The 16,329-nt window shown below is 71.0% G+C and carries 10 protein-coding genes; 4 read left to right on the top strand and 6 right to left on the bottom strand.

Annotated elements, in window-relative coordinates:
* Positions 1-29: 29 nt before the first annotated feature.
* From H566_RS0120895 to H566_RS26785, 3 genes are read right to left on the bottom strand one after another with little or no spacing between them, the layout of a single operon-like run.
* Positions 30-1,442, bottom strand: coding sequence for an ABC transporter permease (locus H566_RS0120895; RefSeq protein ID WP_028312967.1), 1,413 nt, complete (start codon positions 1,440-1,442; stop codon positions 30-32).
* A gap of 7 nt (positions 1,443-1,449) precedes the next feature.
* Complete coding sequence (locus H566_RS0120890; protein ID WP_028312966.1) at positions 1,450-2,427, bottom strand: ABC transporter permease; 978 nt, start codon at positions 2,425-2,427, stop codon at positions 1,450-1,452.
* A 4-nt stretch (positions 2,428-2,431) separates the two neighbouring features.
* Complete coding sequence (locus tag H566_RS26785) at positions 2,432-4,660, bottom strand: ABC transporter substrate-binding protein (protein ID WP_034412681.1); 2,229 nt, start codon at positions 4,658-4,660, stop codon at positions 2,432-2,434.
* 169 nt (positions 4,661-4,829) lie between these two features.
* Between H566_RS26785 and H566_RS0120880 the strand changes: the two genes are divergently transcribed.
* Positions 4,830-6,146 carry an MFS transporter gene (locus tag H566_RS0120880; protein ID WP_028312965.1) on the top strand — a complete coding sequence of 439 codons (1,317 nt, stop codon included), beginning with the start codon at positions 4,830-4,832 and terminating at the stop codon, positions 6,144-6,146.
* A 182-nt stretch (positions 6,147-6,328) separates the two neighbouring features.
* Entirely contained in the window at positions 6,329-6,826 is a 498-nt protein-coding gene (gene rraA, locus H566_RS0120875; protein WP_028312964.1) for a ribonuclease E activity regulator RraA, read from the top strand.
* On the opposite strand, the gene moeA is transcribed toward rraA, so the two are convergent.
* Positions 6,827-8,152, bottom strand: a complete 1,326-nt coding sequence (moeA, locus tag H566_RS0120870; protein WP_028312963.1) for a molybdopterin molybdotransferase MoeA — start codon at positions 8,150-8,152, stop codon at positions 6,827-6,829.
* Between the two features lie 289 nt (positions 8,153-8,441).
* On the opposite strand from moeA, the gene H566_RS26780 reads away from it, so the two are divergent.
* Positions 8,442-9,368, top strand: a complete 927-nt coding sequence (locus tag H566_RS26780) for a transglutaminase-like domain-containing protein (protein WP_084545348.1) — start codon at positions 8,442-8,444, stop codon at positions 9,366-9,368.
* A gap of 80 nt (positions 9,369-9,448) precedes the next feature.
* On the opposite strand, the gene moaA is transcribed toward H566_RS26780, so the two are convergent.
* Positions 9,449-10,636 (bottom strand): GTP 3',8-cyclase MoaA, encoded by a 1,188-nt coding sequence (moaA, locus tag H566_RS0120860; protein ID WP_084545347.1) that lies wholly within the window; start codon positions 10,634-10,636, stop codon positions 9,449-9,451.
* A 156-nt stretch (positions 10,637-10,792) separates the two neighbouring features.
* On the opposite strand from moaA, the gene fumC reads away from it, so the two are divergent.
* Positions 10,793-12,190: a class II fumarate hydratase gene (gene fumC / locus H566_RS0120855; protein ID WP_028312961.1), complete on the top strand. Its 1,398-nt coding sequence runs from the start codon at positions 10,793-10,795 to the stop codon at positions 12,188-12,190.
* A 127-nt stretch (positions 12,191-12,317) separates the two neighbouring features.
* Here fumC and H566_RS0120850 read toward each other — a convergent pair whose 3' ends face one another.
* Positions 12,318-15,671: an Rne/Rng family ribonuclease gene (locus H566_RS0120850; RefSeq protein ID WP_028312960.1), complete on the bottom strand. Its 3,354-nt coding sequence runs from the start codon at positions 15,669-15,671 to the stop codon at positions 12,318-12,320.
* Positions 15,672-16,329 lie beyond the last annotated feature (658 nt).

Genomic DNA, 16,329 nt, shown 5'->3' with positions numbered 1-16,329 from the left:
CAGTGGGCGTGACGGGCGCGGTGCGCGGCTCAGCGCCGCACCGAGCGCGGATCGAAGGCATCGCGCACGGCGTCGGAGAACAGGTTGGCCGACAGCACGAGCGTGAACATGAAGCCGAAGGCGGTCGCGAGCGTCCACCAGATGACGGGGTCGCGCGCGAGTTCGCTGCGCGAGGTGTTGATGAGGCTGCCGAAGCTCGCCATCGTCGGATCGACGCCGACGCCCACGTAGGTGAGCACCGCCTCGGCCAGCACCAGCCCCGAGAAGCTGATGACGATGTTGATGAGGATGAGGTGCATCACGTTGGGCAGCAGGTGCGCGGTCATGATCCGCCAGGTGCTGGTGCCGAAGGCTTGCGCCGCCTGCACGTATTCGAGTTCGCGCAGCTTGAGCACCTCGCCGCGCACGAGGCGGCACAGCTCGGTCCAGCTCGTCATGCCGAGGATCACGCACAGGAAGAACAGCCGCGCGTCGGTGCGCTCGGCCTGGGTGGCGAACAGCGCCGCGTTGCGGTCGATGAAGATCAGCAGGATCAGCACCGCCGCCGCGATCAGCAGCACGTAGGGAATCGAGTTGATGACGGTGTAGACGTACTGCACCACCTCATCGACCCAGCCGCGCAGATAGCCCGCGAGGATGCCGAGGCCGACCGCGATCGGCAGCGTGACGAGCGTGGTCATGGTGCCGATCACGAGCGCGGTGCGGATGCTCTTGAGCGCGAGCATGAGCAGGTCCTGGCCGGTGCGGTCGGTGCCGAGCACGTGATAGTGGCCCGCGAGCGCGATGACCGGCCCGGCGATGAAGGCGACGACGGCGAGCGTGGCGATGACGGCGCGCACGGGGAAGTCGGTGCGGCGGGCGAGGATGTCGGCCCAGGCGGTGGCGAAGGGGTTGCGGGCATGTTCCTGCCCGCGCGCGACCAGCGCCGTCGCCAGCGCCGCCGCGAGCACCGCCGCCAGCCCGCCGAGCGCCAGCCCGCCGAGTGCGCGCCGCGTCACGTCGCCGGCCCATTGCGCGTCGGGATCGGCCAGATGCGCGCCGCCGTGGTCGAGGCGCGGGAAGTCGCGCAGCACCTCGCCGCCCTCGCCGGGCACGGCTTCCTTCTGGAAGCCCTGCCAGGCCAGCGGCGCCGAGTAGCTGCGCTCGCGCGAATCTGCAAGCGTTTGCAGCAGCGCATCGAGCGCCGAGTAGGTGACAGGCGTGAACACCGGCGCGGCCGCCGTCGATTGCGGCAGCAGCGGCCGGTAGTGCAGCGAGTCGAGCAGGCCGACGGCCACGAACAGCAGCAGCACGGTGGCCGTGACCGCGCCGGTCGCGTTGCGGAAGGCGCGGCGCCAGGTCTGCGCCAGATGCGGCGTCGCACGCACCAGCGCCACGTAGCCGAGCACGGCGATCACGAGGGCGAACATCACCGCGTCGGTCCAGAGGATGACGATCTTCATGGCGGGCTCAGTGCAGGCGGATACGCGGATCGGCCCAGGAATAGGCGATGTCGGTAAGCAGGAAGGCCACCACGTACAGCAGCGAGCCGAAGAACACCATCGCCCGCACGATGTTGAAATCCTGGGTGTTGATGCCTTCGATGGTCAGGCTGCCGAGGCCCGGGATCGAGAAGAAGCTCTCGGTCACGATCGAGCCGACGAACAGCGCCGGCAGCAGCAGGCTCGACGCGGTGATGATCGGGATCATCGAGTTGCGCAGCACATGGCGCACCAGCACCACGGCTTCGGACAGGCCCTTGGCGCGCGCGGTGCGGACGTAGTCCTTGCCCAGCTCCTCAATGTAGATCGAGCGGTAGAGCCGCGAATCCGGCCCGAGCCGCGCGAGGATCATGCACACCACCGGCAGCAGCACGAAGGTGAACATCGCCGGCCCCGGCGCGAAGCCCGACGCGGGCATGAGCCTCAGCATCTTCGAGAACAGGTACTGCCCGAGGATGATGAAGAACAGCGACGACACCGACATCAGCCCCACGAGCGTCACCACGCCCGCCGAATCGAGCCGCGTGCCGCGCAGCAGCGCGAGCGCCAGCGCGAACACGATCGAGATGCCCACCGTCGCCAGGAACACCGGCAGCGCGATCGCCAGCGACGCGGGCAGGCGCTCGGCGATCTGGTGGCGGATCTCGCGGCCGTCGTTGGCATGGCCGAAGCGGAAGCGCGCGCTGTCGGCGCTGGTGTTGAAGAAGATGGTGTCGGTCAGCTTCGCGACGCCTTCGGCCTCGGGGTTGTAGTAGGTCGGCTTGTCGAAGCCGCGGTCGGCCTTCCAGCGCGCGACGGCCTCGGGGCTGACGCGCCGCTCGCCGAGCGTGAGCCGCGCCATGTCGTCGGGCGTGTTGACGCTGAAGAACAGCACGAAGGTCAGCAGGTTGACGCCGATGAGCACGAGCACGGCGTACAGCACGCGGCGGATGAGGTAGGTGAGCATGGCGTCAGCCTCGCGCGTTCAGGTCGATGGCCGGCGCGCGGCCGGTCGCGTTCTCGCGCCGCTGCCAGGCGCGCCATACCGGCCAGGCCACGAGCGCCGCGATCAGCGCCAGCACCGCCAGCGGCCACAGTACCGGCCGGTTCCATTCGGCGATGCGCTTCGCGCGCAGCTCGGGGTCGATGCGCAGATAGAGCGGCGTGTTGCGGTTGATGATGGTCGGGAAGCCGTTGTGCACCCATTGCTGGTAGTTGCCCGCCGAGGCTGGCCACAGCCCCCACATCCAGGCCGCGTCGTCGCGCACGATCTTGACCATGCGGTCGATGATGGCCTGCTTCTCGGGGCCGTCGGTCATCGTGGACATCTTCTCGAACAGGCGGTCGAACTCGGGGTTCTCGTAGTTCGTGTCGTTGTCGCCCTCGTGCTTGACCTTGCCGTTCGGGCCATAGAGCAGGAACAGGAAGTTCTCCGGGTCGGGATAGTCGGCATTCCAGCCGCGCACGAAGATCTGCACCTGCCCCTGCCGGATGCGGTCCTGGTAGCGGTTGTAGTCGGTCGCGCGCACCTCCAGCTGGATGCCGAGCCGCGCGGCCTGCTTGATCTGCCAGTCGAAGCGCGCCTGCGAGGCCGGGCCGGCGCCGTTGCTGTCGTAGTAGAGGACGAGTGGGCGGCCGGTCTTGCTGTCGATGCCGTTCGGGTAGCCGGCCTCGGCCAGCAGCTTCTTCGCCTCGTCGAGCGGGCGGCGCTCGGCATGGCCGTGCTTCCACACATGCGTGACCGGGTTGAGGCCGGCCTCGCCGTCGCGGTAGCCGAACAGGCCGGGCGGCACCGGACCCATCGCCGCGCGCGCGTCGCCGTACACGTCGAAGAAGACGCTCGCGTACTCCTCCCAGTCGGTCGCGATCGACAGCGCCTGCCGCAGCTTGCGGTTGCGCTCGGCCTCGGCCGGAGTGCGTCCGTTGCCGACCACCGGGTCGAGCATGTTGAAGCCGATGTACCAGACCGTCGGGTCGAAGGCCGACGGCAGCTGCACGCCGTGATCGACCAGCAGCTTCCAGCGCCCGGTCTTCTCGATGAGCTGGCGCTGGAACACGAAGCCGCGGTCGGAGCGGTCGATGTCGAGCACGTCGGCATAGCCCTGGAGCAGGCGGGTCTGGCCCGGCTCGCTTTCCTTCTCGTTGGTGGACACGACGCGATCGACGAAGGGCAGGGGCTTGCCGCAGTCGTCGAGCAGGCCGGCTTCCTTGTCGCCGGGCTTGCCTTCGCAGGGGTAGGTCATGCCGTGAAAGTTGGGGTTGCGCACCATCACGTACTGGTTGGGGCGCTGGCTTTCGATCATGAAAGGCCCGGTGCCGACCGGCCAGGTGTTGAGCGACAGGCTGTGCCCCGCCATGCCGGGCTGGCTGTAGAAGCGCTCGGCCTCCCAGGGCACGGGCGCGAAGAAGGTCATCGCGAGCCAGTACTTGGTCTGCGGGTACTTGCCGACGATGCGCAGTTCCAGCGTGTGCGGATCGAGCGCGCGCGCGCCGCTGAAGGGCGCCTCGCGCAGGTCATGCCATTGCGGCGCCTTGCCCGACTTGAGTTCGGCTTCCTGCTGGGCCTTGAGCCGGTTGCCGAGGTCGCGCAGCCCGACGACGAACTGCGCGATGACCGGGTAGAAGCGCGCCGGCGTGCCGTTCCAGGGGCTGGCGTGGCGCTTGATGCCGTAGATGTAGTCGTCGGCGGTCAGCTCGCGGGTGCCGGTGTACTGGAAGTCCCAGGGCGAGTACTTGCCGTCGAGGTCGCTCTCGGCGAGCGCGTGGTAGCGGTAGTTGCCGGCCTCGTCCTTTGCGAAGGCAGGATGCGGCGCATAGCGCACGCCCGGCTTGATGCGGATGACGTACACGCTCTCGGCCACCTCGCTCGCGGGCGGATCGCCGCTCAGCTCGCGGCCGTCCTTGGCGTAGTAGCGCGGCTCGGGCAGGTCGAGCGCGGTGCGCGGGATCAGCTCGTAGGGCCGCTTGAGGTAGTGGTACTGGTACAGCGGCTCGAACACGCCGTAGGTCCAGGGCGTCTCGTTGGTGCTGTAGGAGCTGATCGGGTCGAAGTACTTCGGCCGCTCGTTGAAGGTGGTGAACAGCGTGTTGCTGCGGATCCAGTCGTCGGGATAGGGCGCGTTGCCGGAGCAGCCGGCAAGCAGCAGCAGGCTGGCGGCGAGGAGGAGGGCAAGGCGTCGTGACCAGCGGTGGAGCGGCATGGCTGTCGTCATCCTGTGCAGGTGTTTCTGGGCGCGCGATGTTGACATGAAGCGTCTAGGATGCGGCCCTCGCGCTTGCGGGTTCCGTGCCAGCACGGGCTCCGGAACGGCAAGCGGTTGCAATCGGGCGTCGCGCTGGCGGCCGGCGCCACTGGAGTTCCGGAGTTTCATGTCGATCAGTCTTGAGGCGCCGCCGATGGCGCCTTCGCGGGATGCCGCGGTCATCGGTCTGGTGGGTTTCGCGCATGGCGTGTCCCACTTCTTCCACCTGTTGCTGGCGCCGCTGTTTCCGTGGCTGATGCCGGCCTTCGGTGTGGGCTATGCCGAGCTGGGCTTTCTGGTGACGCTGTTCTTCGCGGTGAGCGCGATGGGGCAGGCGATGGCCGGCTTCGTGGTGGATCGCTTCGGCTCGGTGCCGGTGCTGCTGGCGGGCACGGCCAGCTTCGTGCTCGCGGCGCTGGTGCTGGCGTCGGCGCAGTCGTATCCGGCGCTGATGGTGGCGGCGATGCTCGCGGGCGCAGGGAATTGCGTGTTCCATCCGGCCGACTTTTCGCTGCTGAACCGGCGGGTGAAGCCGGCGCGGCTGGGGCATGCGTTCTCGGTGCATTCGCTGGCGGGCAATCTGGGCTGGGCGGCGTCGCCGCCGCTGCTCGCGGGCGTGGCCGGCGTGGCGGGCTGGCGCACGGCGGCGCTGGTGGCGGCGGGCGTGGCGGTGCTGTCGTGGCTGGCGTTGTGGTTCGGGCGCGGATTGCTGGAGGAGCGGGCGGACGGCAAGGCCGGGGCGGCGGACAAGGGCACGGCCGGGGCGGGCGGCAGGCCGGTGGCGGCTGCGGGTGCGACCAGCGCGACGCGTGCCGAGCCGGTCGCCGAGGGCGCCTTCGCCTTCCTGCGCGTGCCGGCGATCTGGCTGTGCTTTGCCTTCTTCATGACCTCGGCGGCTGCCTTCGGGCTGTTGCAGAGCTTCGGCGCGCCGACGCTGGAGCATGTGTTCGGCCTCGCGCGCTCGGCCTCGACCTTCGCGATCACGCTCTTCCTGCTCGCGGGCGCGGCGGGCACCTTCGCGGGCGGCTTCGTCGCCGCGCGCACCGACAACAACGACCGGCCGATCGCGATCGTGCTGCTCATCTCGGCCGCGCTCGCGGCGCTGCTCGCGACCGGTCTGCCGCCGGCCTGGGCGGTGCTGCCGATGCTGGCGGCGATCGGCTTCTCGGTCGGCATCGCGATGCCGAACCGCGACCTGCTGGTGCGGCGGGCGGCGGCCGGGCGCTTCGCGGCGGCGAGCTACGGGCGGGTGTACGGCTTCGTGTATTCGGGGCTCGACATCGGCCTCGGCGTCACGCCGCTGCTGCTCGGCGGCGCGATGGACGCGGGGCATTTCCGCACGGTGCTGGTGTGCGTGGCGGTCGGGCAGACGCTGGCGGTCGCGAGCGCCTGGCGCGTGGGCGAAGGCCGACGCGCGCGGGCGGCGCGGCTGGCGTCGGCCTGAGTTTTCCGTACCGCGCGCGTGCCGGGCTGGCCGGAACCGGCGGACCGTTGCCGGGCCGCGATGCCCGCCGCCCGGCGTAACGCCCGTGTAAGCGAGGCGTCGGCCGCGACGGGCAAAAGACGGCCTTCGCCGCCCGCCACGCGAGCGGGGCGCAGCGCATCCCACCCTCACAGGAGAACGCCATGACCTATCCCGCCACCACCGACCTCTGCGACGCGAACGAGGACCGCATCGCCACCGGCGCGCTGCGCGTGCTCGCGCCGGGCTGGCGCAGCTTCGGTGGCCTCAAGGGCTTTGCCGGCCCAGCCGTGACGCTCAAGGCCTTCGAGGACAACACCCAGGTGCGCACCATCCTCGGCGAGCCGGGCGAGGGCCGCGTGCTGGTCGTGGACGGCGGCGGCTCGATGCGCTGCGCGATGGTCGGCGGCAACCTCGGCGTGCTCGCCGCCAAGAACGGCTGGGCCGGCGTGCTCGTGAACGGCTGCGTGCGCGACACCCGCGAACTGGCCGCCTGCGAGGTCGGCATCTACGCGCTCGCCACCCATCCGCAGAAGAGCGTCAAGGCCAACGGCGGCCAGCGCGACATCGCCGTGCAGTTCCCGGGCGGCGTCGTGCGCCCGGGCGACTGGGTCTATGCCGACGAGGACGGCGTGCTCGTCAGCGACATCAGCCTCGGCTGATCAGACCAGCCCCTCGAACGGAATCACGTCCACCAGCTCGCCGACGGCCATGCCGCCCTGGTCCTGCGGCAGCACGATCAGCCCGTCGGCCTCGCTCATCGAGCGCAGGATGCCCGAGCCCTGGGCGCCGGTGAGGTGGGCGCGCAGCACGCCGGCCTCGTCCGCCACCAGCCGCACGCGCTGGAATTCGGTGCGGCCGGGCTTCTTCTTCACGGCGGTGGCGAGCGGCACCTTGAAGCGCGGCAGCGGCCTGACGGCCTCGCCGGCCATCGTCAGCAGCGCGTCGCGCACGAAGCAGTAGAAGGTCGCCATCACCGCGACCGGATTGCCCGGCAGGCCGAACATCACCGCGCCGTCGCCCGCGCGCGCGTCATCGGCCCAGATGCGGCCGAAGGCCATCGGCCGGCCCGGGCGGATCGACATCTTCCAGAACGCGACCTCGCCGCAGCGCGCCATCACCTGCTTGGTGAAGTCGGCCTCGCCCACGCTCACGCCGCCCGAGGTGATGACCGCGTCGGCCTCGCCGGCGGCGCGGCGCAGCGCGGCTTCGAGCAGCGCCGGATCGTCCCTGACGTTGCCGAGGTCGATCACGTCCACGCCCAGGCGCGCGAGCATCGCGGCGATCGTCGTGCCGTTGCTGTCGTAGATGGCGCCGGGGCGCAGCGGCTCGCCGACGGGCACCAGCTCGTCGCCGGTGCTGAAGAACGCCACGCGCAGCCGGTGCTTCACCTCCACCTGCGCGATGCCGAGCGAGGCGAGCAGGCCGAGGTCGGCCGGGCGCAGGCGGCGGCCGGCGGCGAGCGCGCGGCTGCCGGTGGCGAGGTCTTCGCCGCGCAGGCGCACGTTGTCGCCGGGCTTGAGCTGGCCGCACAGCGCGGGCGACACGCGCATGACGCGGCCGGCGGGCGTGTCGGCCAGTTCGCAGAATTCCTGGGGCACGACGGTGTCGCAGCCGGACGGGATGACGGCGCCGGTCATGATGCGCAGGCACTGGTCGGGCGCGGGCAGGGCGGCGGGCGCGGCGCCGGCGTGCAGCGTGGCGCCGAGCAGCAGTTCGAGCGGCGCGTCGGCGGCGCGGGCGGCGAGGGCGCTGCCGGCGAAGGCATAGCCGTCCATCGCCGAGTTGTCGTGGCCGGGCACGTTGATCGGGCTGGTCACGTCGGCGGCGAGGATGCGGCCGAGCGCGGCGCGCAGCGGCACGGTCTCGGTCGCGGCCACCGGGCGCACGAAGTCGAGGATGGCCTGGCGCGCGAGGTCGGCGCCGAGCGCGTCGGGGTCGTAGCCGTTGAGGCAGGAAACGATGTCGTCGAGCGTCTTGGTGGTCATGGCGGGAGCGAGGTTGTGTTCGGGGGCGATGGCCGGGCGGCGGTGCCGGCCGCCCTGGCGCCTCGGGCCGCTTGCGGCCGCGCGCCGGACCGGCGACGGCAAGCGGCCCGCGTGGGCCGGCACCGACAGTTCGCGGCGCCGGCGGCCGACGGCGAGGCCGGCGCGGGCTGCCTAGGATGCCAGCATCCCGACCGGCGCCCCGAGGCGCGGCGCGCGGGCGTCGGCCGGCAGCTCGCGGCGGCGCCGGCCCTGGCCGTCGGGCAAGCGCCCCGCTCCGCACGGAACGGTCATGACCGAATTCGAACTTCAGCTCGGCCTCGATTACGAGGTCGCCGACAAGGCCACCCTCATCCTCAACATCGCCCCGGCCCGCACGGCGGCGCAGATCGTCACCGGCGAATCGCTGTCGCTGTTCGGCGCCGAGCACAGCGACTGGTACACCGACCGGCTCAACGCCAACCGCTTCCTGCGCATCAACGCCGGCAAGGGCGAGCTGAGCATCGAGTACGCCTGCCGCATCGCGCTCGCGGCAGATTTCACGCCGATCGAGCAGCTGGGCGAGCGCAGCGTGGCCGATCTGCCAGTGGACACCGTGCGCTTCCTGCTGCCGAGCCGCTACTGCCAGTCGGACCGGCTCGGCGAATTCGCCCAGGCCGAGTTCGGCAAGCTGCCGCCGGGCCACGTGCGCGTGATGGCGGTGCGCGACTGGGTGCGCAAGCATGTGCGCTTCCAGTCCGGCTTCACCAATCCGTCCACCTCGGCGGTGGACACGCTGGTGGACCGGCGCGGCGTGTGCCGCGATTTCGCGCATCTGATGATCGGGCTGTGCCGCGCGCTGTCGATACCGGCGCGTTTCGTCGCGGGCATCGACTACAGCGACGGCCCGCGCGATGACCCGATGGATTTCCACGCCTACGTGGAGTGCTGGCTCGGCGAGCGCTGGTACCTGTTCGACCCGACGGGCCTGTGCGCCGTGACCGACCTGATCCGCATCGGCACCGGGCGCGACGCGGCCGATGTGGCCTTCGCGAGCATCTTCGGCGCGGTGAAGTGCGCCGCGCCGCGCGTCGAGATGCGCCGCGTGGCGGGCACGACGCCGGTGCCGCTGCCGCCGACGCACGGGGCCTCGACCAGCATCCACGCGCTCGGCGATCTGGGCCAGGACGTGGAGGCGGCGCGGCCGGTGCGGCTGATGCCGGGAGCGATCGCGGCGTGAAGCGGCGCCGGCTGGCGTGAGCGGCGCGATCCGCGACGGCTTCAGGTGCGCGGCAGCGCGTGCCGCCGTCGGCGCCCGCCTCAACCGCCGATGAAGCTCATCTCCACCCGCCCGTCGCGCGTGCCGCCTTCGCCGCGCAGCTGCGAATAGCGGTCGGCGCGGGCCCACCAGGCGCCGGCGATCATGCCGGTGAGCTGGTCGTCGTCGGCGCCGTTGCGCAGCGGCCAGCGCAGGTCGTGGCCGTCGCTGGCGAACAGGCAGTGGAAGACACGGCCGTCGGTGGCGAGCCGGGCGCGGGTGCAGTCGGCGCAGAAGGCACGCGTCACGCTGGAGATCACGCCCACCTCGCCGGCGCCGTCGCGGTAGCGCCAGTTCTCGGCCGGCGCGGCGGGATCGTCGCGGCCGATCGGTTCCAGCGGGAAGACGGCGTCGATGCGCCGGATGACCTCGGTGCTCGGCACCACATGGTCCATGCGCCAACCGTTGGTCGCACCCACGTCCATGAACTCGATGAAGCGCAGCGTGTGGCCCGAGCCGCGGAAGTGCCGCGCCATCGGCACGATCTGGTCGTCGTTGGTGCCGCGCTTGACGACCATGTTGATCTTGACCGGCCCGAGTCCGGCGGCCGCCGCCGCGTCGATGCCGGCGAGCACGTCGGCGACCGGCCAGTCGGCGTCGTTCATCGCACGGAATACCGCGTCGTCCAGCGCGTCGAGCGAGACCGTCACGCGCGCGAGGCCGGCGGCCTTGAGCGCGGCCGCCTTGCGCGCGAGCACCGAGCCGTTGGTCGTCATCGCGATCTCGACCGGCTCGCCCTCGGGCGTGCGCAGCGCGGCGAGCATTTCCACCAGCTTCTCGACGCCCCGGCGCAGCAGCGGCTCGCCGCCGGTGAGGCGGATGCTGCGCACGCCCAGCTTCACGAAAAGGGCCGCGACCCGGCTGATCTCCTCGAAGCTCAGCAGCTCGGAATGCGGCATGAACTCGTGGTCCGGCCCGAACTGCTCACGCGGCATGCAGTAGGTGCAGCGGAAGTTGCAGCGGTCGGTCACGCTGATGCGCAGGTCGCGCAGCGGACGGCCGAGCCGGTCGAGCAGGGCGCCGGGCGCGGTGGCCGGGCTGAGCGGTTCGATGCCGCCCGGCGCGGCTGGAGCGGAACGGCGCGCGGGTGCGGCGCCCCCGTCGGCCGGGTGTGGTGTCAGCGACGGCTGGCCGGCCGCTTCCGCGATCGCGGCACTGACAGGAACGATGGGTATTCGGCGCTTGCTCATGAGCCGGCGAGTGTAGCGGCCGCGCGTCGGCGCGCTCTCCGGACAAGTGCGGGAAGGCGCGCGCGAATGCAACGCGATGCTTCGCCTGGCGCCGGCGCATCCCGCCAGCCGGGACAATTCCGGACGGGCCGCGCGACGGCTCGCGGGAGATTCACGATGCAAGCCTTTTCATCCGAGCCGACGCGCACCGAGAGCGATTCCTTCGGTCCGATCGCCGTGCCCGACGACCGACTCTGGGGCGCGCAGACCCAGCGTTCGCTCCAGCATTTCGCGATCGGCGACGACCGCATGCCGTGCGAGATCGTGCGTGCGCTCGCGCTGGTCAAGCGCGCCGCGGCGAGCGTCAACAATGCGCTCGGCCAGCTGCCGGCCGACAAGGCGTCCGCCATCGCCGAGGCGGCCGACGAGGTGATCGCCGGCCATCTCGACGACGAATTTCCGCTCTCGGTCTGGCAGACCGGCTCGGGCACGCAGACGAACATGAACGTCAACGAGGTGATCGCCAACCGCGCGAGCGAGCTGCTCGGCGGCGATCGCGGCGAGACGCGGCTCGTGCATCCGAACGACGACGTCAACCGCGGCCAGTCATCGAACGACACCTTTCCGACCGCTCTGCACATCGCAGCTGCCCAGACGCTCGCGCAGCGCGTGCTGCCGGCGCTCCAGACGCTGCGCGCGGCGCTGGCCGACAAGAGCCAGGCCTTCGTCCATATCGTGAAGATCGGTCGCACCCACCTGCAGGACGCGACGCCGCTCACGCTCGGCCAGGAGTTCTCGGGCTATGTGGCCCAGCTCGACATCGCGCGCCGGGCGATCGAGGCGACGCTGCCGCCGCTGCACGAACTGGCGATCGGCGGGACGGCGGTCGGCACCGGGCTGAATGCGCATCCGCAGTTCGGCGAGCGGGTCGCGGCCGAGGTCGCGCGGCTGAGCGGGCTGCCCTTCGTGACCGCGCCCAACAGGTTCGCCGCGCTCGCGGGGCACGAGCCGGCCAGCTTCGCGCATGGGGCGTTGCGCACGCTGGCGGTCGCGCTCATGAAGATCGCCAACGACATCCGCTGGCTCGCGAGCGGGCCGCGCTCCGGCCTGGGCGAACTGAGCATTCCCGAGAACGAGCCGGGCAGCTCGATCATGCCGGGCAAGGTCAACCCGACACAGTGCGAAGCGCTGACGATGGTGGCGGCCCAAGTGATGGGCAATGACGCGGCACTCGCCATCGGCGCGGCGAGCGGCAATTTCGAGCTGAACGTGTTCAAGCCGCTCATCGCGCGCAATTTCCTGCACAGCGCGGTGCTGCTGGCCGACGCGATGGAATCGTTCGCGACCCACTGCGTCGCGGGCATCACGCCCAACGAGGCGCGCATCGCCGAGCTGGTCGAGCGCAGCCTGATGCTGGTGACGGCGCTCAACCCGCACATCGGCTACGACAAGTCGGCGCAGATCGCCAAGAAGGCGCATGCCGAAGGCACGACGCTGAAGGCCGCTGCGCTCGCGCTCGGCCATGTGACGGCCGAGGAGTTCGATGCCTGGGTGAATCCGGCTCGGATGGTGTAGGCGGCGCGGCTGCCGTAAGTCCGGTGCTCGGAAGGGCCGGGCGACCGGCGGAAATGAAAAAGGGCGATCCGAGGATCGCCCTTTTTCGTGCGGTGCGGTTCACGGCCCGCGCGCGGCGGGCCGTGCCTCAGGGCTGGGCCGGCGGCTGGCTGCCGCTGGCGCGGGTCTCGACCAGCACGAGCGGCCCCGTGTCCTCGACGACGACCGGCTTGCGCTCGCGCGGCACGCGCGCCGGCGCGGGGGCGGCGGCGGCCGAGGCGCGCGCGGCGGCCAGCTTGGCCGAGTCGGTCTCGACCAGGGCCATGCCGGCCGAGGCCAGCATCGTGCGCAGGTCACCGACGGCATCGCTGCGGGTGGCCGGCGCGACGGGCGCTTCGCTTGCGGCGGGGGCCGAGCTGATCGTCTCGACGGCCGCCTCGGTGCCGGCTTCGGCCGGCGCGGAGGCAGCTTCGACTGCCGGCGTCTCGACCGCCGCGGGAGCGGCCTCGGTCTGGGTGACGGCAACCGGGTCAGGCGTGGCCGTGGGCTCGATCGCCGGCGTATCGGCCAGCTCGGCACCAGCCGCGATCACGACTGGCTCGACCGCGACCGGCGCCTCGACGACCGACGTGGTGGCTGCCGGTGCGACGACGATCACCGACTCTGCGGGAGCCGCATCCGTGACCGGTTCGGCGGTTGCCAGCTCGACAGCGGGCGTCTCGGCGACCGGCGCGACGGCCGGGGTCGGCGCAGCGGCTTCGGTCACGTCCGGCTCGGTGACGGTGGTCGCGGGCAGGGCCGGCGCGTCTGCGACGCTGGCTGCCGGCTCGGCGGCGGGCGTGCCCACCGCGTCGGGCGCGGCACCGGCTTCGAGGCTCGCGTGGGCGAGTTCGAGCGTGCCGGCCTGGGCGGGCGACAGCTCGGCGGTCGGTGCGACCGCGTCTTCGCCCTCGGCGGCGTCGAGGCCATCGGCTGCGCCTTCGCGACGCTCGCCGCGACCACGGCCACCGCGACGGCCACGGCGACGACGGCGGACCTCACCGTCACGGCCTTCGGCGCCTTCGGTACCGTCGGCGGCGTCATCGCCGGCCAGGACTTCGGCGCCGGTGTCGGCGACGGCTGTCTCGACGGCGGCGGGAGCCGGCGCGCCGGCAATGCCTTCGGCGATCACGACCTCGGTCGCGACGACGGCCTCGGCGACCGTCGTCGGCTCGATGGCCTCGACGGCGGCTTCGGGGCGCGGGCGGCGTTCGCCACGACGACCCCGGCCTTCGCGTTCGCCACGCGGCTGGCCATCGCGCTCGGCGTTGGCGTCACGGTCGGCGCGCGGTTCACGCTCGGCACGGGGCTCGCGTTCGGCACGGGGCTCGCGCGGTTCGCGGGCTTCACGCGGCTCGCGGCCTTCGCGCGGTTCGCGCTCGGCGCGCGGCGGACGTTCGCCACGGCTGCCACGGCCTTCGCCGTTGCGGGCCTCGCCATTGCGCGGCTCGCCGTTGCGGGCTTCGCCACGTCCCTCGGCGCGCGGTTCGCGGCCTTCGGCGCCACGGCCTTCGCGGCGCGGGCCTTCGCCTTCGGTACGTTCGCGGCGGCCACGGCCGTCACGGGCTTGCGTGCTGCGATCACGCGGCGCGGCGGCATCGCGCGCGGCCGGCGCGGCGGCGGGCACCGAAGCGGCCACGGCTGGCGCCGGCGCCGGACCTGGCACGACCGGCTGCGGCGCCGGCATCGGCGCGGGCGCCGGACGGCGGAACCAGCCGAAGATGCGGTCGATCAGGCCGGCCGGCTGCGGCGCGGGCACGGGCAGCACCAGCGCCACGGGCGCCGGCACGGCGGCCGGCGCCAGCACGGGCGCCTCGACCACCGGTTCGACCGGCGCGGGCACGGCCGCCGTCGGCGCGGGCTGCTCGGGCAGCACGCCCTTCACGACGGCTTCCTGGCGCGGCTTGGCCTCGCGCTCCTCGCGCTTGGAATAGCCGGTGTGCTCCGGCTCGACCGCCATCTCGTAGCTGGCCTTGCCGCTTTCCAGACGCGAATCGTCGTGACGCAGACGCTCCAGCGTGTGGTGCGGCGTTTCGAGATGCTTGTTGGGGATGAGGACGATCTCGACCTTGTGACGCGCCTCGACCTGAGAGATCTCGTTGCGCTTCTCGTTCAGCAGGAAGGCCGCCACATCGATCGGCACCTGGCAGTGCACCGCCGCGGTGTTCTCCTTCATCGCTTCCTCCTGGATGATCCGGAGGATGTGCAGCGCGCTCGACTCGGTGTCGCGGATGACGCCGGTGCCGTTGCAGCGCGGGCAGGTCACATGGCTGCCTTCGGACAGCGACGGACGCAGGCGCTGGCGCGACAGCTCCATCAGCCCGAAACGGCTGATCTTGCCCATCTGCACGCGCGCGCGGTCCACGCGCAGCGCGTCCTTCAGACGCTGCTCGACCTCGCGCTGGTTCTTGCTCGACTCCATGTCGATGAAGTCGATGACGATCAGCCCGCCCAGGTCACGCAGCCGCAGCTGGCGCGCCACTTCGTCGGCGGCTTCGAGGTTGGTGTTGAGGGCGGTCGTCTCGATGTCGGAACCGCGCGTCGCGCGCGCCGAGTTCACGTCGATCGCGACCAGCGCCTCGGTGTGGTCGATGACCACCGCGCCGCCCGACGGCAGGCGCACCTCGCGCGAATAGGCCGTCTCGATCTGATGCTCGATCTGGAAGCGCGAGAACAACGGCACGTCGTCGCGGTAGCGCTTCACGCGATGGATCAGGTCGGGCATCACCACCGACATGAAGCTCTTGGCCTGCTCGAAGATGTCGTCGGTATCGACCAGGATCTCGCCGATGTCGGGCTGGAAGTAGTCGCGGATCGCGCGCACCACCAGGCTCGATTCCAGATAGATCAGGATCGGCGCGCGGTTCTCGTTCGCGGCGCTCTCGATCGCGGTCCAGAGCTGGAGGAGGTAGTTCAGGTCCCAGCGCAGCTCTTCGGCGCTGCGGCCGATGGCCGCCGTGCGCGCGATGATCGACATGCCTTCCGGCACCTCGACCTGGTCGAGCGCCTCGCGCAGTTCCTGGCGATCCTCGCCTTCGACGCGACGTGACACGCCGCCGCCGCGCGGGTTGTTGGGCATCAGCACCAGATAACGGCCGGCCAGCGAGATGAAGGTGGTCAGCGCCGCGCCCTTGTTGCCGCGCTCTTCCTTCTCGACCTGGACGATCAGTTCCTGACCCTCGCGCAGCGCCTCCTTGATGGTGGCTTCGCGCGGATTGACGCCGTCACGGAAGTAGCTGCGCGCCACATCCTTGAACGACAGGAAGCCGTGCCGGTCCTCGCCGTAATTGACGAAGCACGCTTCAAGCGATGGCTCGATGCGGGTGATGACACCCTTGTAGATGTTGGACTTGCGCTGTTCGCGCCCGGCCGTCTCGATATCGATGTCGACGAGTTTCTGTCCATCGACGATCGCGACGCGAAGCTCTTCGGCCTGCGTCGCATTGAAAAGCATGCGCTTCATGGGTCCCCTCGGTTGGGGCAAGCCACGCGAGCGGTGCTGGCGGGAAAGGCTGCGGCGGCGCGCCGGAGTCGCTGGGGCGGGGAGAGGCGATCGCGCCGATCGCGTCCCCGGGCCTTGCGGTCAGGTGTCGAGCGTAATGCCGGGCGAACGACGGAAAGACGGACCCGCGACGCCAGAAAACGACGTCATGACTGCCGTCGCGAAGCAACGAACGGCTCGGGAATCGCACATGCAGCCTTCACGGACGCGGCGGAAACTCCCGGCGGTGCATTCTGCGGACGGCGTGGGTCCCGGCATCCCGGGAACATCCAAGCAACGCAACCGATGCCGCCATTCGGGCGCATCGGGCACAACCTGACCTTTGCGGTAATCATCCGGTACGCCCGCAGCGTGCCGATACTGCATTGCGGTATCGGCCTTCGCGCGAACGCCAAACAAACGGGCTTGCTAAGTTAATCTCGTTCTTTGCGGTGAACGACCCGGGCCGCTGGATTGCTGGGAACGGGCCTACCCAATTGCTTTTTTTTTCGCATTCGACAGGGCGCCTGAGCGGCAAAGCGGCGGGGAAATGACGCGGCCAGCGCGATTTCCCGGGGTTTCCTGCGGCAATTGTCAGCAGGAATTGAATGGGAAACCGGCTTTGGCGGGTTCCGCCTTT

The organism is Derxia gummosa DSM 723, assembly GCF_000482785.1.
Taxonomy (GTDB): domain Bacteria; phylum Pseudomonadota; class Gammaproteobacteria; order Burkholderiales; family Burkholderiaceae_E; genus Derxia; species Derxia gummosa.
This window is presented reverse-complemented; position numbering and strand designations above follow the sequence as displayed.